We start from the raw sequence: 24,247 nt of genomic DNA, 5'->3' as shown, positions 1-24,247 counted from the left end.
ATTATTTAAAAATTGTTAGTAACAATAATGTAATACTTGCAATTATATCTGTGCTATTGAATAAAATATGAGCTACTATTGGAACCCAAATATTATTACTTAACAAATAACTGAGTCCTAGTATGGCACCAGCTACTACATATGGACCACTAGCTAAGAAACTGCCATTGAAATTGTAATAATGGGAAAATCCAAAAAGTATACTTGATACGATTAACATCAATATTAACAATAATTTATTAGATTTGAAAACGTACATACCTTCATGTCTGTAAGTTACCTCTTCAACGAAAGCAACCATAATATTGTTGGCACCTGCCAAAACTGAAAAAAGTAATCCAATAATTGATTTTGTTGAAAAAGCGTAATTAGTAATTGGTTTCGATGGAATGAATTGATTAAATATAGGATGTGTTGCCATAATGACTAAATATACTAATATTAGTGTCAATATAGATAGAAGAATGTTCTTTATCTTATTACTTTTAAATAATTTCCAATCCCTAAGTAATAAATCCCCCTTTGTTTTAATAATTATGAAAAATAGTAACAAAAACCAAATAATTGGAAAAACAATATATACATATGGATTTCCTTTGGATATAAATCGAGCAAAACTAAGTACTATTAGGGATAGTAAAAAAATAGAACAAGTTGAAAAAAATGATTTTATCTGACTGTTCATTGATTATTCCTCCTAATTTAAATTTAGTAAGATTATAGCAGGATTAAATAAGTTTTCTAGATTAATTTTTATAAAAATAATTCATTTCATTTACTAATTTTTTTCTATAATGTTGATTAATAAAAGTTTATCAATCATATAGACCTTGTTCTTTTATAGATGTAAATCATTGTTAATATGTTAACATCTAGTTTTAAAAACTAGATGATAAATTAATTAGATGCTATAATGAAGTTCATAAAATTGTTTAAGAGGATTTATGATGAAAATTTCAAGAAGATATAGTATTAGGAATGAAGTTTTTAGTGCATTAACGCATGGTATAGGCATTGTACTGAGCTTATTAGGATTTATTTTCCTTATCAGAAAGGCGAATGTAGACGGATCATTAATTGAGTATGTGTCCTTTATAATATATGGAATATCTTTGTGTACTTTGTACACTTTCTCAACCCTTTTCCACAGTTTATATTTTACGAAAGCTCGTGAGGTATTTAGGGTATTCGATCATAGCAGTATATACATTTTGATTGCAGGAAGCTATACACCCTTTAGCTTATTAGTTATTAAAGGTTGGTTAGGAATATCAATGATAATTGTCATTTGGATTCTAGCAATTATGGGTATTGTAATTAATTCGGTTTATCCAGGAAAATTAAAAAAAGTAGAAACAATAATTTACATATTCATGGGATGGTTGTGTATTTTAGGTGGAAAACAAATATGGAATAATCTTGGTAGTCAAGGTTTCTTCCTATTACTCTTTGGTGGTATATCATTTACATTAGGCGCAATTTTGTATAGTTTGAATGGCATAAAGTATGCACATGTAATTTGGCATATTTTTGTACTTATCGGAACAATGTTGATGTTTTTCTCAATTTATTTATATATTTAAATGAAGCAATTTGAAGGGCATGATTACAGAAATTTATATGTAATCATGCCCTTCAATATTTATGCATTAATTCAATTTCTATTTATTGTAATTTTTTTCATGAACAAACAATAAAGTGGTAAATAGAATCTAAAGGTTGAGAAAGCGTTTACGCTGATTAATTAATCCCTTATCATCGAAGTATAGAAAATGAAAAGGGGATAAGAGAATGGCTAAAAGAATTGTCGCTGTCACCGCTTGTGCTGCCGGGATAGCTCACACTTATATGGCTGCTGAAGCAATTGAAAAAGCAGCTAAAGCGATGGGTTATGAAGTTAAGGTAGAAACTGATGGTGCTATGGGTGCCGAAAATAAATTGACGTCTGAAGATATTGAGAATGCTGATTTAGCAATTATTGCCGCAGATATCAAAATAGATCCAATTCGTTTTACCGGTAAAAAGTTATTAATTGCTAGTTCTAATGATGCAATCAATGATGGAGAAGCCTTGATTAAGAAGGCCGAAAAAGAAGCTACTGTTTTTGGTAAGAAGGGTAGCAAAGTAGGTAAGATTCAAATCGGTAACAATAAAGAAAAAACAACTTTCTTTACACATGTTATGAGTGGTATTTCTTATATGATTCCTATGGTTATTGCTGCCGGACTTATTTTAACTATTGCGAACTTATATGCTTTCCAAAAAGATGATTTGGGAAGAATTGTTAAATGGGGATTTGATACAAAAACTTCAATGGGAATGTTAATGTCTAACCTATTCCAAGTTGGTCAGGTTGGTTTCAAATTAATGATTCCATTATTTGCAGGATTTGTTGCTATGTCAATTGCTGATAAACCTGCTATGGCCCCCGCAATGATTGGAGCCTACATTGCTAATGATGCTGAGTTATTACATGCAAAAGCTGGTGGTGGATTTATTGCTGCTTTACTAATTGCATTTATTGTTGGTTATTTTGTTAAATTATTAAAGAAAATCAAATGGCCTAAGATTATTCAGCCAATTGTTCCTATTATGATTATTCCAGTTATAGCGACATTATTTATTTCGTTAGTAGTATTTTATGTAATTGGTAAGCCAATCGCCGCGGGTATGGATGGCCTGTATTCATGGCTAAATTGGATTAATAAGAATTCAAGTAGTGCACCAATTATTTTGGGTGCTGTTATTGGTGCCATGATGGGATTTGATTTAGGTGGTCCTGTTAACAAAACTGCTTTGATTTTCGGGACGGCCGTATTTACAGATACAATGGCAAAGTATGGCCCCATGCATGCGAACTTCGTTCCACAAACAGCCTCACAAGCTGCTATTTCAGTTGCTCCATTGGGTGTTTGGTTAGCCTCAATTATTTGGAAGAATAAATTCTCTAAAGATGAAAAAACAGCTGCTAGTGCTGCTTTAGGTATGGGCCTAGTTGGAGTTACAGAAGGTGCTATTCCATTTGTTGCTGCAGATCCTATCAGAATGATTATTGCTAACGTTGCTGGATCAGCTGTAGCTGGTGGATTAGTTGCTGCAACAGGGTGTAAGTTCTATGGAGGAATTGGTTCTCCATTGGGAACATTTATTGGATATATTGAACAACCGATTCCGTTTATCACATGGATATTATGTGTATCTGCCGGAATTGCCGTAACAGCGTTAATAATTGGTCTTACTAGAAGTGATGCCGTTATTGAAGCTGCAAAGAATGCTGAATAGTGTAGGTGTAAGTATGGATAAAGAAATTTTTAATAAAGAAAATATATTTTATGATCAAAGTAGTACAACACAAGATGATGCCTTTAAAAATATTGGTAAATTTGTGGCTGAAAAAGGTTATAGCAATTCAGCAAATGCCTTCTATGAAGGTCTAAAGACACGTGAAGCGGAATCAACAACTGGTTTTAAAGATGGGATTGCTATTCCACATAGTAATGATGATAGTGTAGAAAAGCCAGGACTATTTTTGATCAAGTTTACTAATGGTATCGAATGGAATGCCTTAGATAATAAACCAATTAAGGTGGCCTTTGTCTTGAGTATTCCTAAAAACGGATCAACAGAACATTTAAAATTATTAAGCAAAATTGCTAGAAAATTAATGGATGATGAATTTAGACAAAATATTCTTGATAGTAATGATCAAGATGTTCTATCTGAAGCAATTAATCAAATTTAATTTCAAAAAGGGAGATTATTTGATTCTCCCTTTTTTACTAGGAAGGTAAATTATGAAAAGAGTACATGTAATTCAGCATACACATTGGGATTTCGAATGGTATTTCACTCGCAATGAAGCCATGGTTCAGTTTGTTTATCATATGGATGAGGTGTTTGAAGCCTTAAAAAATCAAGTCGTTGACTATTATTTACTAGACGGTCAAATGAGTATTTTAGATGATTATTTGGACGCATATCCAGAAAAAAAATCAGAACTAAAAAAATGGGTCAAAGCCAAAAGACTATTTATTGGTCCTTGGTACACACAAACTGATGAGCTTATAGTTACTGGTGAATCGATTATAAGAAACTTAAGTTTAGGTATGAAACTAGCCGATGATTTGGGTGGCAGTCAACGAATAGGATACTTGCCAGATTCATTTGGACAAGGCGCCGATATGCCTAAAATTTACAATGGTATGGATATTTATAATGCTCTATTCTGGAGAGGACTTCCTAAAGAGGAAACTAGTAATCGTGAATTTAATTGGCAGTCGGAAGACGGATCTGAAGTCACAACGATCAATATAAAAGATGGTTATTTTGTTGGAGTTGGATTAATTGATGATGATAATACCGAGAATGTGATGAAGACGGTTATCGCCGATGCGTCTCTGGATGATATTGCTTTGCCAGTTGGAGGAGATCAGAGATATGTTGACTATAATTTGAAAGATCGAATTGCGTTATATAACGATGAATTAAAGAACAAAAATGTAAAATTATTTGAAAGTAATTATCCTAAATTATTTGAAGCTGTGAATAAAAGTAAAGCTAAATTGGATAACGTTTCAGGTGAATTTATTACTAGTTCTGTTTCTAAAATACACCGATCAATTTATTCTTCACGTTACGACCAGAAATATTTGAACGATAAAGTAGAACGTCGCATGATCTATCAGTTAGAACCTTTAATGGCAATGGCAGACAGAATAGGAATACCATATAAAAAGTCATTATTGGACAAAATTTGGAAACTAGTTGTTCGAAATCACGCTCACGATAGCGCGGGTGGATGTAATAGCGATAAAACCAACCAAATTATTTTGGAGAGACTTAGAGAAGTAGACCAACTATCTTACTCCACAGTGGATTATTTAGTTCGTAAAATATCAGAATCAGAAGAAAATAAACAAGCTAATGATTTAACATTTTTCAATACCTTACCTTTTGCAGTAAAGAAAAATATTCATTTTAAAGTATCGCTAAAAGAGAAGAATTTTAGAATTATTAACGGCGATAAACCAGTTGATTGTGATGTAGTAAGGATTACAAGAAAGTATTGCGGTCAAATAAAACGTGATGAGAGTCAGTATGAAGATAAGGATTATTACCATGTTTTTGATTGTGTAGCAAATATTGAGATACCTGCTTTACAGTGGACTAAATTATCCATTGAGTCCTTAGATGATGAGCATGATTTAGTAACTGAAACTACAAAAAAGAAGATTGAGAATGACGCTTTTCAAATAGAATTCAGTAACGGAACTTTGAATCTAATGAATAAAAAAACACATGAGAAAATAGTGAACTTCTTAGAGGTTGTTGACGATGGTGATGAAGGTGATACTTATGACTACTCGCCAGCTTATAATGATATGACGCTTGAATTAGATTTCAAAGATGCACAAGTGACATGTAATAAAGGGAAACAATTTCAATCAATGCAATTAACTGGTGCTTGGAATTTACCAGTTGATCTAAAAGAGCGTGCTACAAAAGAGTTAAACGGTAAAGTAGCGTACAAATTAACTTTGACCTTAGATAGGAATGATAACCTGATTAAGAACCATCTGTTAATCGACAATAAGGTTAAAGATCACCGCATGCGCGTGATTTTTAATTCTAATATGAAAACACAGAAGTACTCATATGCAGATACAGCCTTTGGTTATATTCAAAGACCAGTAGTAGATAGGCATCTCTCCAATTGGAAAGATGCTGGATTACATGAAGAACCAACTTCGATATATCCAATGTTGCATTGGACTAATCTGCATGACGACCAACAGAGTTTTACCGTTATGTCTAAAGGTATCAAAGAATACCAAATGATTGGCACAGGGTTTAATAAAGTGGCATTGACTCTGTTTAGATCAGTAGGATTCTTGGGACGTCCTGATTTAATTAGACGCCCAGGTGTGGCTTCAGGAAATCAATTCACATATATCCCAACACCCAACAGTCAGTTACAGGAAGAATTACATTTTAAATTTGCCGTTTCTTGGGATGAGATATTTGAACCTGCTCAAATAATGAAACAATTTCAAATTTATGCTATTACTAATCCTTATTATCAAGTACAAGGCATCAATCAGTTTACTAATACATTAAAATATTTTGTTATGCATCCTTTGAATAAACAACTTCAAAGTAAACCTTTCTTAGAAATTAAAAACGATCAGTTAATATTTAGTAGTTTAACGGAATCTAAAGACAATGCTGGTTGGTTATTACGTGTTTACAATCCTAATAAATTTAAAATTCAGGGTGATAGTATAATTAAATTAGATAGTGAAAGCACTATCAGTTTAACTAACTTTACCGGTGTATTAATCGAAGATTTAGGACTACAAAGGGACGTTTCTGTGGGTAAGTTTGCACCAGGTGAAGTTAAGACTATAAGGATAGAGAAAGGATTTTAATGTCAGATAAAGTAGATGATTTATTTCTTTTAATTGAATCAAAACGCAATACGTTAACAGCAGTGGAGCAAATTATTGCGGATTACTTTATTAGTAAAAGAAAAATTCTAAGTATAAGTGAACTGGCACGAAAAATATCGGTATCACCACCATCGATTACTAGGTTTAGTAAAAAGTTGGGTTTGAATAATTATAAGGAATTAGTTTTCTTATATAAGATGTCTTTGAGTGATCAAACCCAAGATGCTAGCTTAATTTCTACTCCCGTAACGGCCAGTTACCACGCATTGGCTACCCGTAGTGATGCTTCATACAGGAGTGAAGCAGTTAAAAATTTTTGTGATATGATTTACTCCACTAGAATTATATTATTCTGGGGATTAGGATTTAATTCCTTTGCAGGACAAGATTTTGAGTTTAAATTTACACGTTTAGGAAAATTTATTCAGGTGTATAGTGATCAACACTCAATTTCGCTTTCAGCAAGTTCACTAAGAAAAAATGATGTTGTATTGATATCTTCTTTAAGTGGTGAAGATCCTGATATTTTGGAGGCTATTAAACAGGGAAAAGAGAAAGGTGCTCATTTTTTACTGATTACAACAAATGAAGATTCACCATTTATAGATTATTGTGATGAAACAATTTATGCGGCCAGTTTTTCTTCGAATGAAGCCCTAGGAAATATTTCTCCACAAATTCCAGTATTAATCCAATTGGATATTATTTATTCAAAGTACGTTAGTATGCATCGAAAGAGTGTTAATAAATGGCTAGTATCTGAGAACATCTTAAAAGGGTAAAAAACATCAAAGTCAATCGGCTTTGATGTTTTTTATTCTGTTCTGAAATATTTGAGAATATTCGTATAATTTTTTTCGATGTCGGCTTGATAGACTTGCTTCTTGTTGAGAATCTTATATAAGTAGTTGAAAAGTTGTTTGTAATCATCGTTTTTGTCGTTAACTATGACTATTAAAATAAGGTAAATATCCGTTTTATTTAATTTTAAGGGAGTTTTTAGGTCAACAGCAAACATTCTACTAAAATCAGTTTCGTTAACTGCGTGAGGTAGAGCAACGTGATTGATCATAAGTTGATTGCCTTCTTCTTCACGATTCAATAGTTTTACAGACATCTTTTGATCTAGTTGTCCTTCGTCAATAAAGTACTTAAGAACATTCTTTAGTACTTTGAAGTAATTGTCGGATCTATTCTCATAGAATAGATAATTTTCTTTAGGCAACATTTGGGTAAGATTATTGTGAAAATAGTTATCACTAACTAGTTTTTTAAGTCGGAAAATAGTTGCTTCATCAATTAAACCATTGATAACAACATCTGGGGTATGTTTAAGACCATCATTAAAGCCATTGGTAACTAGAATATCATACGATTCACTTGTAACTTGTTTATTGAATTCATCAATATTGAATACACTAGTCATAGATATATTACCGACGGAATCGGTAATTAAATTTTCATTGATATATGCAATTGATCGTTGTGCCGTATACATTAAAATTCTTACGGGTTTAATGGATGTCCTAATTTCCATGCAGTTAATAATGTAAAGAGCTAGAAAATCACTATTTATTAAAATTGATGGATCATCCTTTTTTATCTCAGCTTGTAAATTTTGAGCCATTTCGAAGGCAAAAGGTTCTTTTTGTTTTAAATCGCTCATTTGTTTCAATAAAAGATTGGAAATAAACGTTGGAAAAAGATTGTATCTTTTTAAATGTGTCGCAATATTTTGAGCCAAACGTTTTTTGGAAAGTTTGATAGAGAAATTCTTTGAAACTAATTCAATTTGATTTTCGATAGTTGATTCTTTAATATTTCTGAGTAAATCCCGTTTATGATTGTAGAAATCGTCAAAATTAGCTGAAGAAATTAATGATATTGCCTGTAATTGTGCAGCTGATTGATTATCGGTTAGATACTCTCTCAAATCTTTTGGAAAAGTATTCTTTAAAATGTTCGAGTCGGTGTCTTTAGGGATTACTGATATTAAATAGGCTAATAAATCAACTTTAGTAGCAAAATACAAATCGACAGAATAACCTAAGCCTACTTTGGATTTTATCTCAAGAATGTCTTTATTGCGTTGATTAATTCTATCAATACTATTGGTAATATCAGTTTTTGATAGAAACGACTTGTCCATTAATTCATCAATACTTAGAAAGTCATTTGTCAGCAAATAATACAGAATGTTGCGTTCTTGATTTTCAAATTGAGTAATTAGTTCCTGAAATTGAGAATAATTATGAATTTCTAAGCTGTATTTTCCCTCAGAATTGATAACAGCTGTATTTTTAACAGATAATTCCTGATTTAATGCGCTTATATCTCTAATTATTGTCCGTCGAGAACTATTGACCTCTTTGGACAGATATTCTCCACTATGATCTTGATTCCAGAGCAGTAGCAATATTTGTACTTGTCTAGCATTAAGCATAATTTTTAGTTGAAACTATTCTTCAACCGTTTTAATCCCTCCTCTAGTTTTGATTTAGGGCATGCGATGTTCATTCTAAGGTAGTTGGAGTCACCATAAGTAGAACCGGGCATAATTCCAACTTTTCCGACATTAATCATTTTATCTTGTATTTCTTTCATACTCATATCCACTTTGGAAATATCGATCCAAGCTAAGTAAGTTGCTTCAGGTTTAGTAAATTTAAAGTCGGGTAAATTCTCAACCAAAAAGTTTTTTACTAAATCCATATTTTTATCTGTATAAGCAACTAATTGATTTACATAATTGAGTCCATCTTCACTGTATGAGGCCATTTGAGCATACATACCTAAAATACTAACTGACGATAGGGCGTTTTTAGATTTTAATTCAACAAGAAATTGTTCTCTTAATGTTTTATCGGGAACTAAAATATAAGAACCAATTAATCCAGGGGTATTAAAAGTTTTTGAACCTGAACAACATAAAACGGTATTTTCTGTTGTGATGCTGGTAATTGGTGTGTATTGAGCTTGAGAATAAACAATATCTTTGTGAATATCATCAGATATTAAGAATACATTGTTTCTTTTACATATGTCATTAATTCTGTTCAATTCAGTTTGAGAGAAAACTTTACCAGTTGGATTATGTGGATTAGTTAGTAAAAAAATCTTAGTTTGTTCTTGTGATAAAACTGTTTCTAAACTATCCCAATCAATTTGATAATCTTGCTGTACACTACCTAATCTGACGGGAGCCAAATTACGTTGATTTGATTCAATTACCTTGTAAAAAGCATCATACATTGGCGTAAATGTAGCTACGGTTTCGTTAGGCTTTGAGAGCATTCTGATAAAGGTACTAATACTGAAAACGACACTAGGACTATAAACAATCCATTCTGGATTGATGTCTACATTATTCATTGTTTTGAACCAGTAGACAATACTGTCTTTATAGTCGTCATGGTTCCAACGGGAATAACCATAGATGGGATGTTCAATACGTTTTTTGAGAGCCTCTTGTACGGAATCGGGAACGGCAAAATCAGTGTCGGAAATTGAGAAGGGAAGTATATCATTTCTGCCAAAACGGTCGGCAATATAATCCCATTGGGTACTGTAAGTGTTCTTTCTATCGATTACTTGATCAAAATCGTACTTTTTCATAATTTGTTCCTTTCAAAAACCTAATTAATAATAAAAATCCCATCAATTCAAACTGCGAATTGATGGGATTTTTTTCATTTTCAAAATGATATTATCCCTTTGAAACTAATACTATGCAGCTTGTTTTTCTTTTTCTTCTTTACGTTTTAACCAAATACCTTTAAAGATAATTATGAAGGAAACGTTTAAAACTAAGCCAATAGCTACACATAGATAGAACCAATACCATGGTGATTCAAGACCTAGTAATGGATCAAAGATACCAATACCAGGAGCAGTACGTTCCACGTTTAAAAGAATTGTTATAGCACCAGTTATACCACCAGCTAATGTATTTGCTGTGATCATTGGAAGCGGGGCAGCTAGAGCATACGGAATTGCTGGTTCGGTGGCAACAGTACTACCAACAATAAAGGCACTCCAACTAGCAGCACGTTCTTGTTTAGTAAATAGATTTGGTTTGATCCAAGTGGCAATGGCAGCAGCCATAGGTGGTAGCAAAGTTACAACACCAACAATACCGTACCAGTTGAAAACATGTGAACTTAGAAGTGAAAAACTAAAGAACCAAGCAGTTTTGTTGATAGGACCGCCCATATCGAAAGCCAACATGGCACCTACGATAAATCCACCGACAATCTTCATTGAAGTAGGAATATTTTGAAGGAATGATAGTAGAACAGACATCAACCAAGCCATTGCTGGACCTAATAGGTAGTAGGTTAATAGTCCGAATATTAATAGCGTAACGAATGGAATAATCATAAATGGTAAGATGGATTGGAAATTCTTACCCAATTTAATTTTCTTAAAGTATTTAACAAAATAACCAATAGATAAACCGATAACGATAGCACCTAAGAAACCAGCACCTGATTTTGTACCAAGCAAATCGGAATCATTTGCTAAGAAAGTTACAAGGAAAGCCGGAGCAAATGCTGGCTTATCTGAAATAGCGTAAGCAATATAAGCACCCATGATTGGAATCATGAATTGGAAACCTAAATTACCAATGCTAGTGATGACCCAAGCAATTGATGGAGATGTACCCTTTGCTAGTGGTGTATTTGGCATTCCGAATTGAACCATCAAACTACCAATAGCGATAAGAAGACCACCACCGATAACAAATGGCAATGCTGCAGATACACCGGCCATAAGATAACTCATAATACCTTCGGTAACTACTTCTTGATCTGCTCCTAATTTAACTTTGGAAGATGTCATTACATGAGAATTACCTTCCAAATCATCAAATAGTGTATCGATATGTTTTAGAGCTTCAGAAACGGGAAGTTCTACTACTTTCTTTTGATCGAATCTAGCTTTATCTGAATCAGTAAGTCCTTTTCCAATTGCTAAAATTACATAATCGGCTTCAGCAATTTGTTTAGATGTTAGTTCATTTTCAACACCACTTGCACCTTGGGTTTCAACGTGTACTTCATATCCAAGTGACTTAGCTTTTTCTTCAATTGCTTCTGCAACCATGTATGTGTGAGCAATACCGGCTGGACAATTAGTTACGGCAACAATTTTGGTCATAATTTAATCCCCCTTACAATTTTAATTTTCTAGGACATTGTTAATAGCTGCGAAAACTTCTTCTTTAGTACCGTTCTTTAAAATTGATACGAAATCTTTATGTACTAGTTGACGACTTAGCTTTGCTAATAATTTTAGATGTGTATCGCCTTGGTCGTTAGGGACTAATAAACTAATGAAGGTATTAACAGGTTTCCCATCTAATGAATCCCATTCGATATCTGAACTACTTCTACCAAATAGAATAGCGGTAGCCTTTACGTTATTCGTACGTGCATGAGGAATTGCAACACCATTACCAAATCCAGTTGTGGATTCTTTTTCTCTTTCTAAGTAATCTTGAACTAGAGTATCTTCATCTGAAACGATATCTTGACTCTTTGCAAGAGAAGCAAGTGAAGAAAGTATTTCCTTTTGTGTATTACCATTTAAGTTCATATTTATGTGATCGATGTTAAACATAGTCATTTTTTGACTCCTCTCATCTTTTATTTCAAATAGAGTATATGTGAAAACGATTACAGTATTAATGATCAATTTGTCACATAAGAGTGACAAAAGCCCACATTCCTAATTTTAAGAATGTGGGCTTTTTTAAAATGTGATTAGAAAAATATGTTAATTAAAAGGATCCTGCATTTGAGTAACGTAAATAGTCATACGTTCTGAGTAACTGGATTTATTGAATAAACGGTGAATTTCTCCATTCAAAAGGCTTAAATTATCCGTTATGACGCCGTCAGAACCTATGAAAATCATATGATCCATTGATTCCTCATCGTTTGCTGTCCAAGCGTAGACCTTTTTGTTTTGCAAATGAGCGCCTTCAATGAATCTGGAATTTAAAGTCGTATATTCCATAGTGAAAGCATTAGCTTTTGTGATTGGAATTCCGGCTAGATTGAATGACAAGATGTAACTGGCCTTAACTTTAGGCATGTATTCTTTACTTTGTTCAATATATTTGTAACTAAGTGAGTGAACCATGTCTTTGTCTTGATACAAGCGTGCGCCATATTTTTGAAAAAAACGTTTAACGAAATCTTTACTGTTACCAGAAACTGACTTGAATTCGACTAGTAATTTTTGATTCAACTTTTCTGAAGTAGCAAGGTAATCATCAAAACTGGCAATATAAGCTGTTTTACCATTCTCATGAATCTTAGTTGATGTTAATTCGTCCAAGGTCATCTGACTAGGTTTCTTATTAATTCCAGCTAGATTACTCAAGGTATTATCGTGGTAAACGACGAATTGGTGATCTTTAGTTTCTTGAACATCCATTTCAATGTAATCAGGCTTCTCTTTCGAGGTAGCTTGCATGGCAGAAACAGTGTTTTGAATGCCGTTACCATCATCAACACCACGGTGTGAAATTGTAACAGGTGGTTCCAATAACCAATCGTTAAAGTAAGTAACATTGTAGGTCACAAAACTGGTAACAACGACCACAGCCGTGATACCCCAGAACCATTTATGACCACGATGTTCCCTTTTTGGATAAAAGTAATGAGTATGCGTGTGACTCAACATAATTAAAACGGCGACACCAGAAGCATAAATACTGATAACGATGTTAATGAATTGAATTAACGTCATGTTGATGACAGCCATAGTGAAATCAAGTTTTCCAAGGAAAGCTGCCTGGTCAATTAACCATTGGAACATAATTACGATACCAATCAAAACGGTTGCCATAATTGATACGACAGCGATTAAGATAAGAAAAATTCCTAAGTAGTGTAAGGCTTTTCCACGTGTCATTTCCCAACTGCGGTTAAGAGCCAACTTAATAGGTTTATTTTCAAAAATCATAAGTGGTAAGACGAAGAGCCAGCGAAGGCCGATATAAAGAACTACCAGATAGAGAACTCCCAATAGAATAGCTAAAGGAAGATGTTCTTGTAGTAGCCAATCCAAAATGAATTGTGGGATTTTTACCTTGTTCAGTAAGGTAGAAGAAATACCTAAACTTCCAAAAGGTGTGATGATTAAAAAGTAAAGTAAGAAGAAACCGAAGGCTTTAAAAGGCAAACCTAAAACATTTTTAGAAACACGTTTCAAGTAGTCCCACCAGCTCAAACTGGCCTTAGACTTGATAGCTTGAAAACTGATTAAGAGCAAAGTAAATTGCGTGAAGACTAACAATAGTATTAGTAGAAGAATAACGATTAAGCCAATGACAACCAGTGGTTTCTTGGTAATAAGGTAAGGTACATTGGTGTAAGAAAGGTATTTAACATTTCCTAAAAAAGTTATCCCGTTAGCTAAGTAGTTGAGAATTGGCACTAAAACGTAGGTAATCATCAATTGAATCAAGATGATGATTTGACTGTACTTCCAGAAATAACGCCAAAAGTTGCTATTTTGTTTCCGAAATTCGGAAAATATCCCCATATTATTTTTCCCCCAAAGATTTGTTGTATACCTCGTTATTATATAATTATTAATATTAATTGAAAGAAGGAATTGTGATATGCAAATGGGATTATACGATCAACCGTTTGAAGCTATCAAATCAGGTGAAAAAACGATTGAGGTTAGATTAAATGATGAGAAACGTTCACAATTGCGAGTTAATGATTTCATAGAATTCACAAATCTGACAACAGGTGAAACTTTAAAGGTTAAGGTATTAGGTTTGGAGAAGTTTTCAACTTTTAAAGATCTCTTTGCTAAGTATTCTGGGCCAATCATTGGTGCACCTAAGAATGAATCAATTGAAGAGTTGGATCAAGAAAATCAGGAAATATATTCACGCGAGCGAGAACAAAAGTACGGTGCATTAGCTATTAAAATCGAAAAAATCACGAATCCATAGGAAAATGAATTCGTGATTTTTTATTTGTCTAGCATAAAGGAAACTGGGTTAGTCTGATTTTGATCATAAAAAATGAATTTGTCAGGACGATGATGAGAAATGGTGTATTCAAACATAGTTCCGTCATTTGTAAATGAATAGTTTGTTACAATCGGAACGGCGTTATAACCATTCAAATCTAAATATTTTTTATCCTGATCAGTTGCTATACCAAAGGTTAAGATACGCTTGGTGGTAGCAATTGGTTCGTTTAGAACATCGTTCAGATATTTATAAATCGAATCTTGAGCGATACCGATGGTCAAATCTTTAACGACTTTGCGCATGAAGTAGTTTTCTTCAATGATGTAATTGTCATCACCGATAGAACGAAGTCTTTTAATATAATAAACTGGCGTACCAACAGGAAAGGTACTTTCCAGAGCTAGTTTCTTGTTGATTTCAATTTCATCGAATAACAAAACACTAGTTTTAAATTTAATTTTGTTACGGTCAGCCATTTGACTAAATGAATGACTGCCTTTTTTGATTAAAGTATTTTCTAAATTGGCGTTATAAAGAACTATAACGCCTTTGCCACGGATACTTTGGACATAACCATCGGCACCTAGTTTCTTAATTGCCCGACGAAGGGTATTGCGGGAACAGTCATATTCTAGAATCAAATTGGTTTCTGAAGGTATTTTTTCTTGGTACTTGTATTCTTCATTCTTAATTCGCTTTTTTAAATCTTCGTAAATCACATCGTATTTATTATTTGCGATAATATCACCCCTCCAGAAATCATCTATATCTATAATTATTACTGTTTTGATTTAATTTTACAAATGCAATTCGTTAGCAAAATAGAGAAAAGCACTGGCCGTCCACGAAAATGATTTATCACGTAAACCAACGCCAGTTTTGGCATTGAAATTTTCAGCGAAACCATAGGTTTTTACAGTTTTACAGAAACTATGGGCAATTTGCTGAGCTAATTTCACCTCACCAGCATCTTTTAGTGCTTCATACATGATTACAGATGAAGGTCCCCAAATGGGACCACGCCAATAAGCATCGTCTTGATAAAGCGGGCTATCAAGAGCTTCAGTTGCGATACCAAATTTGGTAATGAAGTGTTGTTTGATGTTTTTGGTAATAGCTTCAATTTCTTGTTGATTCAAATCTTTACTAGCAACTAATGAAATAAGGGGCAAGAGTCCCTGAGACTCTATTTTTTTGCCAGTGAACATTTCTCTAGCGGAGGGAAGATTATTTTCATCAAAGAAATAACTTTTAAACTTGGCAACTAGAATGGTTTTTTTCTTAGCCCAATATTCCATCTGTTCTGGTAGGTTGAGTTGTTTGGATAGTTTAATTAAATAATCCATAGCAAAAATCAAATAGGCCGAAAGATCAGGTGAGTCGACGACGGTATTCTGAGCAAAGACGGTACTGTTATCTTGACCGCTATCGTTACCATGATCGTATTCGCAAATACCGTCTTCATTGGAGTCTTTATAATTCAAATAGAAATCAACTTGTTTGCTGATCCAGTAGTGAATTTCAAATAATTGTGTGTCTGTGAATGTCATTTTCTGTGCCATTTTGGCAAAAATATAAGCATGAATTGGCGGTTTGGAAAAGTTCCATCTGATAGTCGAGTCGCTAACTGATCCTGGTAATTGCCCAGCTTTATCTTGGTGGTGGAAAACTACTTTCATCTGATCCCAAGCTAATTGATTATCTACTCCCGCCAAAGCTAAAGCCATGAAACAATGATCCCAACTCCAAACGCCGGGGAACTTGTTATTAGACGCATAGATAGAAGCAAATTCTAGATTACCTTCAGGAAAAACAGTAGCGGACCAGAGGGTATAAATTGCATCTAGTTGAATATTTTTATAACTTGGTTGAACAAGTTGAAATTGCTGAGCAAAACGATCGAAGTTTTGTTTAGCAATTTTTTCGATTAAAGAGAAGTCTAGTTTCTCATTGTCGGGCTTTTGCATATTAGTTGGTATGTCTTGAACAACAGCAATAGTAGACGAATTGTCTCCCTTGGGGAATATATCAATAAACGAACTATTATTAGCTGTCTTATTGCTTCCAGTGGTATCCACGGTTAGTGATTGGGATAGATGGGAAGAACAGTTAGTAGTGTAAACCAAATATTTGGTGAGATTCTTGTAGCTGTTGACTATGTAATAGGGAGCTTCCTTTTTACCTAAATGAAAATTGTATTCAAAATTGAATTTAGGGTGTGATGTAAAGCGGACTCCTAAGCCATCAGTACTATAAAAGACAATTTTTTGAGCAGTATTAAAACATATTCTGACTTTACCAAAATCGGAAACTAGCTCTAATAAAGTGTAGTTTTCTACTACCTTGAAAGGAACGGGACTACCATTGTGGGTAACTAGGATCTCAATACTATCCATATTTCCTTTAGATTTACCATGCAGAGATTGAATCCATAATTTACCATCATGCTTAAAGATGGACATGTATGAACCGTAATAGCTAAAAGGTACCGAATTAATATTCATCATATTTCTCACCAACTAATTTAAACATATTTTTATATTTATACCTAAATAAAGGCATTTATTGGAACACATATAGTATAACTTGATAAACTAGTTTAAACAAGATATACTAGCTTTGTTCTTTGGAAGTATATAAATAATTTTAGGGGAGATGATCTTATGGCTGATATGAAAGGTGATGTTACCAAAATCATCGATTTGATCGGTGGTAAAGATAATATCGAATCAGCAACTCACTGTATTACCAGATTAAGACTCATTCTTAAAGATCAATCAAAAGTTAAAGATAAAGAATTAGAGAATGTTGATATTGTTCAAGGAACTTTTTTGGCAGGTGGACAATATCAGATCGTTATTGGACCAAGCGTTCCTAAAGTTTACGATGAATTTATTAAACAAACAGGCGCTCAAGAAGCATCTGTCGAGTCGATTAAACAGGAAGGCCGTAATAAACAAGGTGCGTTACAACGATTAGTAAGATTACTAGGTGATATCTTCATTCCTATCATTCCAGCTATCGTTGCCGCAGGTCTATTGATGGGTATCAATAATGTTTTGAGTAATAAAGGAATCTTTTATCCCAATGCATCATTCATTCAAATGCATACAGAATGGAAAGGTGTTAATGATATTATTCAATTGATTGCACAAACTTCATTTTCATTCTTGCCTGCATTGATTGGATGGTCAGCTGTCAAAAAATTTGGTGGGAATCCATTATTGGGTATTGTTTTAGGACTAATTTTGGTCAATCCTGCTTTAACAAGTGCTTACGATTATGCTTCACATCCAGCCGCAACTCCAACTTGGAATTTGTTTGGTTGGCACGTTTCCCAAGTCGGTTATCAAGGACAAGTTATTCCAGTGTTGGTGGCCGCGTGGGTATTGGTCAAACTGGAAAAATACTTTGAGAAACATCTTCCCGATACACTGCAATTAATTTTAGTAGCTCCCTTAACACTTTTAATTACTGGATTTGCTTCATTCTTAGTTATTGGACCTGTTACTATGACTGGTGCTAACTGGATTACTAAAGGTGTTGTTTCAATCTTTAATGCAGTTCCTGTTCTTGGTGGTGCGTTGTATGGATTTATCTGTGCACCATTGGTTATTACTGGGATGCACCATTTATTCTTGGGTGTTAATTTGCAAATGGCCGGAACTCTTGGCTATGTAACACTTTGGCCAGTCGGAGAACCAGTTACAATGGCTCAAGGTGCTGCCTGTCTGGCAATGGCTTATATCTTTAGAAAAGATGCCAAGAAGAAGAATGTTGCCTGGTCTAGTGGTTTATCTTCATTCTTAGGTATTACAGAACCAGCTATTTATGGTGTTAATTTAAAAAATAGATATCCCTTCGTTGCTGTTATGTTAGCCGGTGCCTTTGGTGGTGCTTGGATGGGATTTTGGCAAGTACGTTCATCAAGTGTTGGTGTCGGTGGTGTATTGAGCTTTTTGAGTGTCTTTCCTAAACAATGGGGGTTCTACCTTGCCGGTGAAGTCATGACATTTGTTTTAACTATTGTTTTAACATTTGTTCTTTCTAGAACTAAATTGAATGCGGATAGAAATATTGGTAACAATGAAGTGGCACATGATTTAACAGCTTTTGCTACTGGTAAAACTGAAGCCATTGAAAATGTTCCTGATGAAATGTTCTCTAAGAAACAATTGGGTGATGGTATCGCCATTAATCCTACAAGTGATAAATTAGTTGCTCCAGCTAATGGTCAAGTTACAGTTGTTATGCAAGGAAGTAACCATGCCGTTGGTTTAACTTTAAATGATGGAACTGAAGTTTTACTTCATATCGGAGTTGATACTGTTGATATGAAGGGTGATGGCTTCAAACCATTAGTTGAAGTTAACGATCATGTTAAAGCAGGACAGACTTTGATCAAATTTGATAGTAAAAAGATCAAGGCTGCCGGGCACAGCAATATTGTAATTATGGCGATTACTAAACAAGGTGACGATATTAAATCAATTACTTATATGAGACCAAATCAAGAAGTAGTAGCTGGTAAGAGTGTTGTGGGTGACATTGATTATCTAGCTGATGTAGCGAAAACTGTTACTGCTTAAAAAAAATAAGTCCAAACTCGAGTGTGAGTTTGGACTTATTTTTATCTATTTTGCATTATCAAGAAAATCAATGAAGAGTTTCTCATAAATATCAATAAAATTGAGATACATCTGTTTATCGACATGCTCGTTGATTTGATGAGGCGTATCGTTACCTGGTCCAGCAATCAAAAATGGTAAATCATTAGGTTTCTTTTGAACTAGATTGGAAGCATCGGTGACAGCTGAAATTGGTGTAACATGAACTTCTTCATCGGTGTATTGTTCCATTAGTTTTTTCATAGGAGCAACAAGTGCATTTTTAGGGTCCATCAAAACAGGTGATTCGTTCATGTAGGCGTCAAAACTAATTTGAGCACCTTGATCGTTATATTTCTTGATCAAATCATTTAAAACTTCGATAACTTTTTGATTATCATATTCGGGAATTGTTCGAGCATTAATTTCAGCCTCAGCATGATCAGGGATGGAATTAACTTGTGTACCACCATTGATCAAAGTTGTATTGAAAATTAATGGACCAATTGAATCATGTTTGATATTTTCATCACGGAATGTATTATTGGCATCAATTAAAAGATTCATCAAAGGATCAATTGCATTGAAGCCCTTTTCGGGCATGGAGCTGTGACTAGCTTTACCTTTGGAAATGAATTTGATATCCATTGAACCTTTTTCGGCGTAACCAATATTATAACCAGAAGGTTCACCAATAACTAGACCGTCGACATCATCCATTGAACCATCTTCCAAGAAGTAGCTTGATCCTTCCTCGCCAACTTCTTCACCCATAGTAGCCATCAAACGAATAGTACCTTGCTTAGGGAGACCTTGATGATGTAATTCAATCATGGTAATAACTAGAGCTGCCAAACCAGACTTCATATCGGTAGCACCACGACCATAAAGTTGACCATCTTTTTCGGTTAATTGATAAGGATTACTGTCCCAGTCGTCAAGATTACCAGCGGCAACAACATCCATATGTCCTGAGATGCCTAAAACAGGCTTACCATGACCGATTTCAGCAACTAAGTTAGCACGGTTGCCACGAATAATTTTGATTTCTGATTCGATATCGTATTTAGCCAATAAGTCCTTAAGATAAGAAGCAACTTTTAATTCATTGTCGTTATCCGATTTAATTGCGACCAAATCTTTTAAAACATCTAAACTTTGTTCCTCAGTAAAGAATTTCATGCCATTTCCCTCCAAATTATAATTTGCTCAATAATATCGATATATTTTTCAATATCTTAATCATTTATTGTAACTATAAATTCATAGTAACAGATAATTGTGTCAAAAGTTTGAAGGAAGCCTTTGATAGTGGGATTCTAAAACTAAATAATTAATTTTAAATTAGATTATTTAATTTATATTGTTGAGGAGACGGATTCTAAGTTTAAATTACGAGAAATTAATGATATTGGGTCCGAAAAGATTCGAATAGGACGCTTTTCTCTCTAATTTTTTCAGAAGAGATATCTGGTAAGATGCTAGTTGAAAGAGGTGTAGTCGATGATTCAGCCCAAGATTGTAGAAGATTATTTAGAAAAAGGATCTTTCTTCGATATTTATGAAGAGGAAGATTTTTATTTGACCAATCGATTGTTAAAAGGTGAGTTCTTAGAAGATCAAGAAATCAGACATCCAATGATTGAAAAAACTGTTTTTGACCATATGACTTTTAGCAATTGCCAGTTTGAAAAAATTGAATTAACCGATGTGATTTTTAAGGGATGTGACTTATCCAATTGCACACTAGATGAGGCTAGTTTGTATCGAGTCGAGTTTAGTAATTGTAAGTTAATTGGAACTAATCTCAATCTGTCGTATTTGAACAATGTCGAATTCAATAATTGTTTAATGGATATGTCAGTTCTTAATCGAATGAATCTGAAAAGTACCAGCTTCATTGATACTAGTTTAAAAGATGTTAGTTTCAATGAGAATAAATTGAAGAAGATTGTTTTTGATAATTGTGAGCTGAATAAAATGAATCTTTTAGGGACCGAACTTAAAGGAATTGATTTTAGCAGTTGTCGTTTTGAATCAATCGATATTGATGAATTTTCGGCCAAAGGACTCAAGGTTAATAGTGATCAAGCTAGTTTCTTTGCCCGCTACTTTTTAGGATTAGTGATCAAATATTGAAAAAAATTTATTAACCACTATGAGGCTAATAAAAGTAACCACTACAACGCTATATATCTAATATAGGAATATTTTATTGAACAAATACAAACGTTTGAGCTAACAATCATTTTGATTAACGTAACGACGATTTGTGAATGGATTAAAATGACGATTTTTTTAAAATAGAAATAAGACTACCAGATGTTGTAATGATATGCTATATATCACAACATCTAGTATTTGGTAGTCTTATTTTTTTTATTATAATTTTGTAGAATGATATCAGTATTTAATAACTAGGGGGAAGAATATGACTACCGAATTAAAAAAATTAGTTTCCATACCTGTAGAAAAAAGAAGTGGAGCAGTAACTAGTTTTTATCCCTATAAAATAGAATTTGTGTTGGATCAACTCCGACTAAATTCTCAACAAAAAGAGATAGTAGTTTCTGAATTAGTCTCTCACTTTGCTGGTTCAGAACGTCTGACGACTACTAAAATCCATGGGCTTATTTTTGATGTTTTGAATGATAATGAGATGGAAGAGCAAGCCGAAGAGTACGAACGTTATTTTCAAGCAGATCAAGATAAGTTTTCACGTGCAACTAATGTTCAATTAAATATTGAACGTTTATTTAACCGTAATGAGGATGTTGTGCATGAAAATGCTAATAAGGATAGTAATATTTTCAATACACAACGTGATTTGGAGGCCGGTGTTGCCAGTCGTGCTATGGGATTAAAAATGTTACCAGAATTGGTCGCTAAAGCACATTTACGTGGCGATATTCATTGGCATGATTTGGATTACTCACCGGTCACTCCTGAGACTAACTGCTGTTTGATAGATTTTGATGAAATGTTGAGTAATGGTTTTAAAATTGGAAATGCTTGGGTATCATCACCACGTTCTATTCAGACGGCGACGGCCCAGATGTCTCAAATTATTGCGAATGTAGCCTCACTACAATATGGGGGATGTTCGGCTAATCGAATTGACCAATTGTTGGCGCCATATGCGGAAATAAATTATCAAAAACATCTTAAAGATGCGCGTAAATGGATTGCTGAAGATAAGCAAGTTGAATTTGCCCAAGAAAAGACACGTAAGGATATCTATGATGCCATGCAAGCCTTGGAATACGAAATCAATACTCTTTACTCATCTCAAGGACAAACTCCTTTTACAACGATTAATTTCGGTTTAGGAACGAGTTGGATCGAACGTGCTATTCAAAAATCAATTTTGGAGATTAGAATTAAAGGTTTGGGTAAGGAACACCGAACAGCCATTTTTCCTAAGTTAACTTTTACGATTAAACGTGGTTTGAATTTGAATCCTGGTGATCCTAATTACGATATCAAGACCTTAGCATTAGAATGCTCAACTAAGCGTATGTATCCGGACTTGTTGATGTATGACAAGATCAAAGAGATCACTGGCAGTTTTAAAACTCCAATGGGTTGCCGTTCGTTTCTACAAGGCTGGAAGGATGAAAATGGCAAAGAGGTTAATTCAGGTAGAATGAATCTCGGCGTTGTAACGGTTAATTTACCTAGAATTGCTTTGGAATCTCATGGCGATTCTGATTTGTTCTGGGAAATCTTTGAAGAGAAGATGCAGATTTGTCATACTGCTTTGGCCTATAGAATTGAACGTACTAAACAGGCTAAACCAGAGAATGCACCGTTATTGTATATGTACGGAGCTTTCGGTAAACGATTAAAGAAGACTGACAGTATTGATGAACTGTTTAAGAACGAACGTGCAACGGTATCTTTAGGCTATATCGGTTTGTATGAAGTATGTACGGCCTTTTTCGGTGATAAATGGGAAAGCAATCCAGCAGCACATGACTTTGCGGAAAAAATTGTTAAAGCGTTACACGATAAATGCGCTCAGTGGGCTAAAGAGAGTGGCTACCATTACAGCCTTTACTCCACGCCGGCAGAATCTTTGACTGATACATTTTGCCGTGATGATTTGGAGAAATTTGGTTCCATTCCTAATATTACAGAGAAAGAATACTATACTAACAGTTTTCACTATGACGTGCGTAAGCATCCTAATCCATTTGAGAAATTAACTTTTGAAGAAGTCTTTCCTAAATATGCTTCAGGTGGATTCATTCATTACTGTGAATATCCTAACTTGCGCCAAAATCCTAAAGCACTCGAAGCAGTCTGGGATTGGGCTTATGATCATGTTGGTTATTTGGGAACCAATACTTCAATTGATCAGTGTTTTAAATGTGGATTTAAAGGCGAATTCAATGCGACCGCCCGTGGCTTTGTTTGTCCAGAGTGTGGTAATCACGATCCTCAATTTTGTGATGTTGTTAAGAGAACTTGCGGTTATCTAGGAAATCCTCAACAACGTCCAATGATTCACGGACGTCACATTGAAATAGCTTCACGTAGAAAGAATATGACTTCGGAGATGATAAAACATGCAGCAAAATATGAGAGAGCCAAACAATCCGACTCCCAAAGAATGGTTAAGCAAGGACCACAGTCTTAAGAGAATTGCTGACTACAAACCATTTAATTTTGTTGACGGTGAAGGTGTTAGATGTAGTTTATACGTATCAGGATGCATGTTCAGATGCCCTGGTTGTTATAATGTAGCCGCACAAGATTTCCGATATGGAAAACCGTACACAAAAGAATTGGAAGATAAGATCATCGCTGATCTTGGACAAAGTTATGTACAAGGACTGACCCTATTAGGTGGAGAACCATTCTTGAATACAGAAGTTTGCCTGTCATTGTGCAAACGAATCCGAAAAGAGTACGGACATACCAAAGATATTTGGTCCTGGACCGGCTATTCTTGGGATGAAATGATGAAAGAATCAGATGATAAGTTGGAACTATTGTCGTTACTTGATATTTTAGTTGATGGTAGATTCTTGTTAAGGAAGAAAGATTTAACCTTACAATTCCGAGGATCATCTAATCAGAGAATTATAGATGTACCCAAATCATTAGCCAGTGGAGAAGTAGTCATTTGGGATAAGTTAGTGAAATAAAGAACGGAGCAAGAGTTGTCCTTGTGAGGTTCG

20 protein-coding genes are annotated in these 24,247 nt (G+C 34.2%); 11 read left to right on the top strand and 9 right to left on the bottom strand.

All coding sequences use genetic code 11. From position 1 onward, the window contains the following. Nucleotide 1: 1 nt before the first annotated feature. Nucleotides 2–421, bottom strand: a complete 420-nt coding sequence (locus ATN92_RS04230) for a CPBP family intramembrane glutamic endopeptidase (RefSeq protein ID WP_158106624.1) — start codon at nucleotides 419–421, stop codon at nucleotides 2–4. A 1-nt stretch (nucleotide 422) separates the two neighbouring features. Here ATN92_RS04230 and ATN92_RS04225 point away from each other — a divergent pair, with 1 nt between their 5' ends. From ATN92_RS04225 to ATN92_RS04200, 6 genes are all read left to right on the top strand, one after another. Further along, nucleotides 423–677 (top strand): hypothetical protein, encoded by a 255-nt coding sequence (locus ATN92_RS04225; protein WP_158106623.1) that lies wholly within the window; start codon nucleotides 423–425, stop codon nucleotides 675–677. A 267-nt stretch (nucleotides 678–944) separates the two neighbouring features. Then, nucleotides 945–1,583, top strand: coding sequence for a PAQR family membrane homeostasis protein TrhA (gene trhA / locus ATN92_RS04220; RefSeq protein ID WP_056954914.1), 639 nt, complete (start codon nucleotides 945–947; stop codon nucleotides 1,581–1,583). Nucleotides 1,584–1,791: 208 nt separating this feature from the next. Continuing rightward, nucleotides 1,792–3,282 (top strand): PTS fructose transporter subunit IIC, encoded by a 1,491-nt coding sequence (locus ATN92_RS04215; protein WP_056954912.1) that lies wholly within the window; start codon nucleotides 1,792–1,794, stop codon nucleotides 3,280–3,282. Nucleotides 3,283–3,295: 13 nt separating this feature from the next. Next, nucleotides 3,296–3,742, top strand: coding sequence for a PTS sugar transporter subunit IIA (locus ATN92_RS04210; RefSeq protein ID WP_056955192.1), 447 nt, complete (start codon nucleotides 3,296–3,298; stop codon nucleotides 3,740–3,742). Nucleotides 3,743–3,794: 52 nt separating this feature from the next. Then, nucleotides 3,795–6,428, top strand: a complete 2,634-nt coding sequence (locus tag ATN92_RS04205) for a glycoside hydrolase family 38 N-terminal domain-containing protein (RefSeq protein WP_056954910.1) — start codon at nucleotides 3,795–3,797, stop codon at nucleotides 6,426–6,428. After that, nucleotides 6,428–7,231, top strand: a complete 804-nt coding sequence (locus ATN92_RS04200; RefSeq protein WP_056954908.1) for a MurR/RpiR family transcriptional regulator — start codon at nucleotides 6,428–6,430, stop codon at nucleotides 7,229–7,231. Before ATN92_RS04205 ends, ATN92_RS04200 begins: the two co-directional genes overlap by 1 nt. 32 nt (nucleotides 7,232–7,263) lie before the next feature. On the opposite strand, the gene ATN92_RS04195 is transcribed toward ATN92_RS04200, so the two are convergent. The 5 genes from ATN92_RS04195 to ATN92_RS04175 form a co-directional block, all read right to left on the bottom strand. Continuing rightward, on the bottom strand, nucleotides 7,264–8,892 hold the full coding sequence (locus ATN92_RS04195) for an HTH domain-containing protein (RefSeq protein ID WP_056954906.1): 1,629 nt from the start codon (nucleotides 8,890–8,892) through the stop codon (nucleotides 7,264–7,266). 5 nt (nucleotides 8,893–8,897) lie between these two features. After that, nucleotides 8,898–10,064 (bottom strand): MalY/PatB family protein, encoded by a 1,167-nt coding sequence (locus ATN92_RS04190; RefSeq protein ID WP_056954904.1) that lies wholly within the window; start codon nucleotides 10,062–10,064, stop codon nucleotides 8,898–8,900. 111 nt (nucleotides 10,065–10,175) lie between these two features. Beyond that, nucleotides 10,176–11,609 carry a PTS fructose-like transporter subunit IIBC gene (locus ATN92_RS04185; protein ID WP_056954902.1) on the bottom strand — a complete coding sequence of 478 codons (1,434 nt, stop codon included), beginning with the start codon at nucleotides 11,607–11,609 and terminating at the stop codon, nucleotides 10,176–10,178. A gap of 21 nt (nucleotides 11,610–11,630) precedes the next feature. Next, nucleotides 11,631–12,077, bottom strand: coding sequence for a PTS fructose transporter subunit IIA (locus tag ATN92_RS04180; protein WP_056954901.1), 447 nt, complete (start codon nucleotides 12,075–12,077; stop codon nucleotides 11,631–11,633). Nucleotides 12,078–12,227: 150 nt separating this feature from the next. After that, the gene (locus ATN92_RS04175) at nucleotides 12,228–14,006 is read right to left on the bottom strand and encodes a glycerophosphoryl diester phosphodiesterase membrane domain-containing protein (protein ID WP_056954899.1); all 1,779 of its coding nucleotides are present in this window, start codon (nucleotides 14,004–14,006) and stop codon (nucleotides 12,228–12,230) included. A 79-nt stretch (nucleotides 14,007–14,085) separates the two neighbouring features. Between ATN92_RS04175 and ATN92_RS04170 the strand changes: the two genes are divergently transcribed. Next, nucleotides 14,086–14,430, top strand: a complete 345-nt coding sequence (locus ATN92_RS04170; RefSeq protein WP_056954898.1) for an ASCH domain-containing protein — start codon at nucleotides 14,086–14,088, stop codon at nucleotides 14,428–14,430. Nucleotides 14,431–14,450: 20 nt separating this feature from the next. On the opposite strand, the gene ATN92_RS04165 is transcribed toward ATN92_RS04170, so the two are convergent. Both ATN92_RS04165 and ATN92_RS04160 read right to left on the bottom strand, forming a co-directional pair. Continuing rightward, nucleotides 14,451–15,173: a GntR family transcriptional regulator gene (locus ATN92_RS04165; protein WP_199250836.1), complete on the bottom strand. Its 723-nt coding sequence runs from the start codon at nucleotides 15,171–15,173 to the stop codon at nucleotides 14,451–14,453. 78 nt (nucleotides 15,174–15,251) lie between these two features. Further along, a complete protein-coding gene (locus ATN92_RS04160; protein ID WP_143444191.1) occupies nucleotides 15,252–16,961 on the bottom strand; it encodes an amylo-alpha-1,6-glucosidase in 1,710 nt (569 codons plus the stop codon). A 156-nt stretch (nucleotides 16,962–17,117) separates the two neighbouring features. Between ATN92_RS04160 and ATN92_RS04155 the strand changes: the two genes are divergently transcribed. Next, nucleotides 17,118–19,043 carry a PTS sugar transporter subunit IIABC family protein gene (locus ATN92_RS04155; protein WP_082604610.1) on the top strand — a complete coding sequence of 642 codons (1,926 nt, stop codon included), beginning with the start codon at nucleotides 17,118–17,120 and terminating at the stop codon, nucleotides 19,041–19,043. Between the two features lie 45 nt (nucleotides 19,044–19,088). Here the strand turns inward: ATN92_RS04155 and ATN92_RS04150 are convergent, their stop codons facing one another. Then, nucleotides 19,089–20,243, bottom strand: a complete 1,155-nt coding sequence (locus tag ATN92_RS04150; protein WP_056954892.1) for an ArgE/DapE family deacylase — start codon at nucleotides 20,241–20,243, stop codon at nucleotides 19,089–19,091. Between the two features lie 321 nt (nucleotides 20,244–20,564). Here ATN92_RS04150 and ATN92_RS04145 point away from each other — a divergent pair, with 321 nt between their 5' ends. From ATN92_RS04145 to nrdG, 3 genes are all read left to right on the top strand, one after another. Then, a complete protein-coding gene (locus ATN92_RS04145) occupies nucleotides 20,565–21,200 on the top strand; it encodes a pentapeptide repeat-containing protein (RefSeq protein WP_056954890.1) in 636 nt (211 codons plus the stop codon). Between the two features lie 292 nt (nucleotides 21,201–21,492). Next, entirely contained in the window at nucleotides 21,493–23,703 is a 2,211-nt protein-coding gene (gene nrdD / locus ATN92_RS04140) for an anaerobic ribonucleoside-triphosphate reductase (protein ID WP_056954888.1), read from the top strand. Next, on the top strand, nucleotides 23,633–24,214 hold the full coding sequence (gene nrdG, locus ATN92_RS04135; RefSeq protein WP_056954886.1) for an anaerobic ribonucleoside-triphosphate reductase activating protein: 582 nt from the start codon (nucleotides 23,633–23,635) through the stop codon (nucleotides 24,212–24,214). The genes nrdD and nrdG overlap by 71 nt, the downstream gene beginning before the upstream one ends. Nucleotides 24,215–24,247 lie beyond the last annotated feature (33 nt).

This window comes from Companilactobacillus bobalius (genome assembly GCF_009764355.1).
Note: the sequence above shows the minus strand (reverse complement) of the source record. Positions and strands in the feature narration are given on the sequence as shown.

Bases quoted from the DNA above. Each gene is read 5' to 3' on its own strand.
- ATN92_RS04170 (WP_056954898.1), top strand. From the start codon at position 14,086: ATGCAAATGGGATTATACGATCAACCGTTTGAAGCTATCAAATCAGGT.
- ATN92_RS04205 (WP_056954910.1), top strand. From the start codon at position 3,795: ATGAAAAGAGTACATGTAATTCAGCATACACATTGGGATTTCGAATGG.
- ATN92_RS04195 (WP_056954906.1), bottom strand. From the start codon at position 8,892: ATGCTTAATGCTAGACAAGTACAAATATTGCTACTGCTCTGGAATCAA.
- ATN92_RS04180 (WP_056954901.1), bottom strand. From the start codon at position 12,077: ATGACTATGTTTAACATCGATCACATAAATATGAACTTAAATGGTAAT.
- ATN92_RS04155 (WP_082604610.1), top strand. From the start codon at position 17,118: ATGGCTGATATGAAAGGTGATGTTACCAAAATCATCGATTTGATCGGT.
- trhA (WP_056954914.1), top strand. From the start codon at position 945: ATGATGAAAATTTCAAGAAGATATAGTATTAGGAATGAAGTTTTTAGT.
- ATN92_RS04230 (WP_158106624.1), bottom strand. From the start codon at position 421: ATGGCAACACATCCTATATTTAATCAATTCATTCCATCGAAACCAATT.
- ATN92_RS04185 (WP_056954902.1), bottom strand. From the start codon at position 11,609: ATGACCAAAATTGTTGCCGTAACTAATTGTCCAGCCGGTATTGCTCAC.
- nrdD (WP_056954888.1), top strand. From the start codon at position 21,493: ATGACTACCGAATTAAAAAAATTAGTTTCCATACCTGTAGAAAAAAGA.
- ATN92_RS04200 (WP_056954908.1), top strand. From the start codon at position 6,428: ATGTCAGATAAAGTAGATGATTTATTTCTTTTAATTGAATCAAAACGC.
- ATN92_RS04150 (WP_056954892.1), bottom strand. From the start codon at position 20,243: ATGAAATTCTTTACTGAGGAACAAAGTTTAGATGTTTTAAAAGATTTG.
- ATN92_RS04145 (WP_056954890.1), top strand. From the start codon at position 20,565: ATGATTCAGCCCAAGATTGTAGAAGATTATTTAGAAAAAGGATCTTTC.
- ATN92_RS04215 (WP_056954912.1), top strand. From the start codon at position 1,792: ATGGCTAAAAGAATTGTCGCTGTCACCGCTTGTGCTGCCGGGATAGCT.
- ATN92_RS04225 (WP_158106623.1), top strand. From the start codon at position 423: ATGACTAAATATACTAATATTAGTGTCAATATAGATAGAAGAATGTTC.
- ATN92_RS04210 (WP_056955192.1), top strand. From the start codon at position 3,296: ATGGATAAAGAAATTTTTAATAAAGAAAATATATTTTATGATCAAAGT.
- ATN92_RS04190 (WP_056954904.1), bottom strand. From the start codon at position 10,064: ATGAAAAAGTACGATTTTGATCAAGTAATCGATAGAAAGAACACTTAC.
- nrdG (WP_056954886.1), top strand. From the start codon at position 23,633: ATGCAGCAAAATATGAGAGAGCCAAACAATCCGACTCCCAAAGAATGG.
- ATN92_RS04160 (WP_143444191.1), bottom strand. From the start codon at position 16,961: ATGATGAATATTAATTCGGTACCTTTTAGCTATTACGGTTCATACATG.
- ATN92_RS04175 (WP_056954899.1), bottom strand. From the start codon at position 14,006: ATGGGGATATTTTCCGAATTTCGGAAACAAAATAGCAACTTTTGGCGT.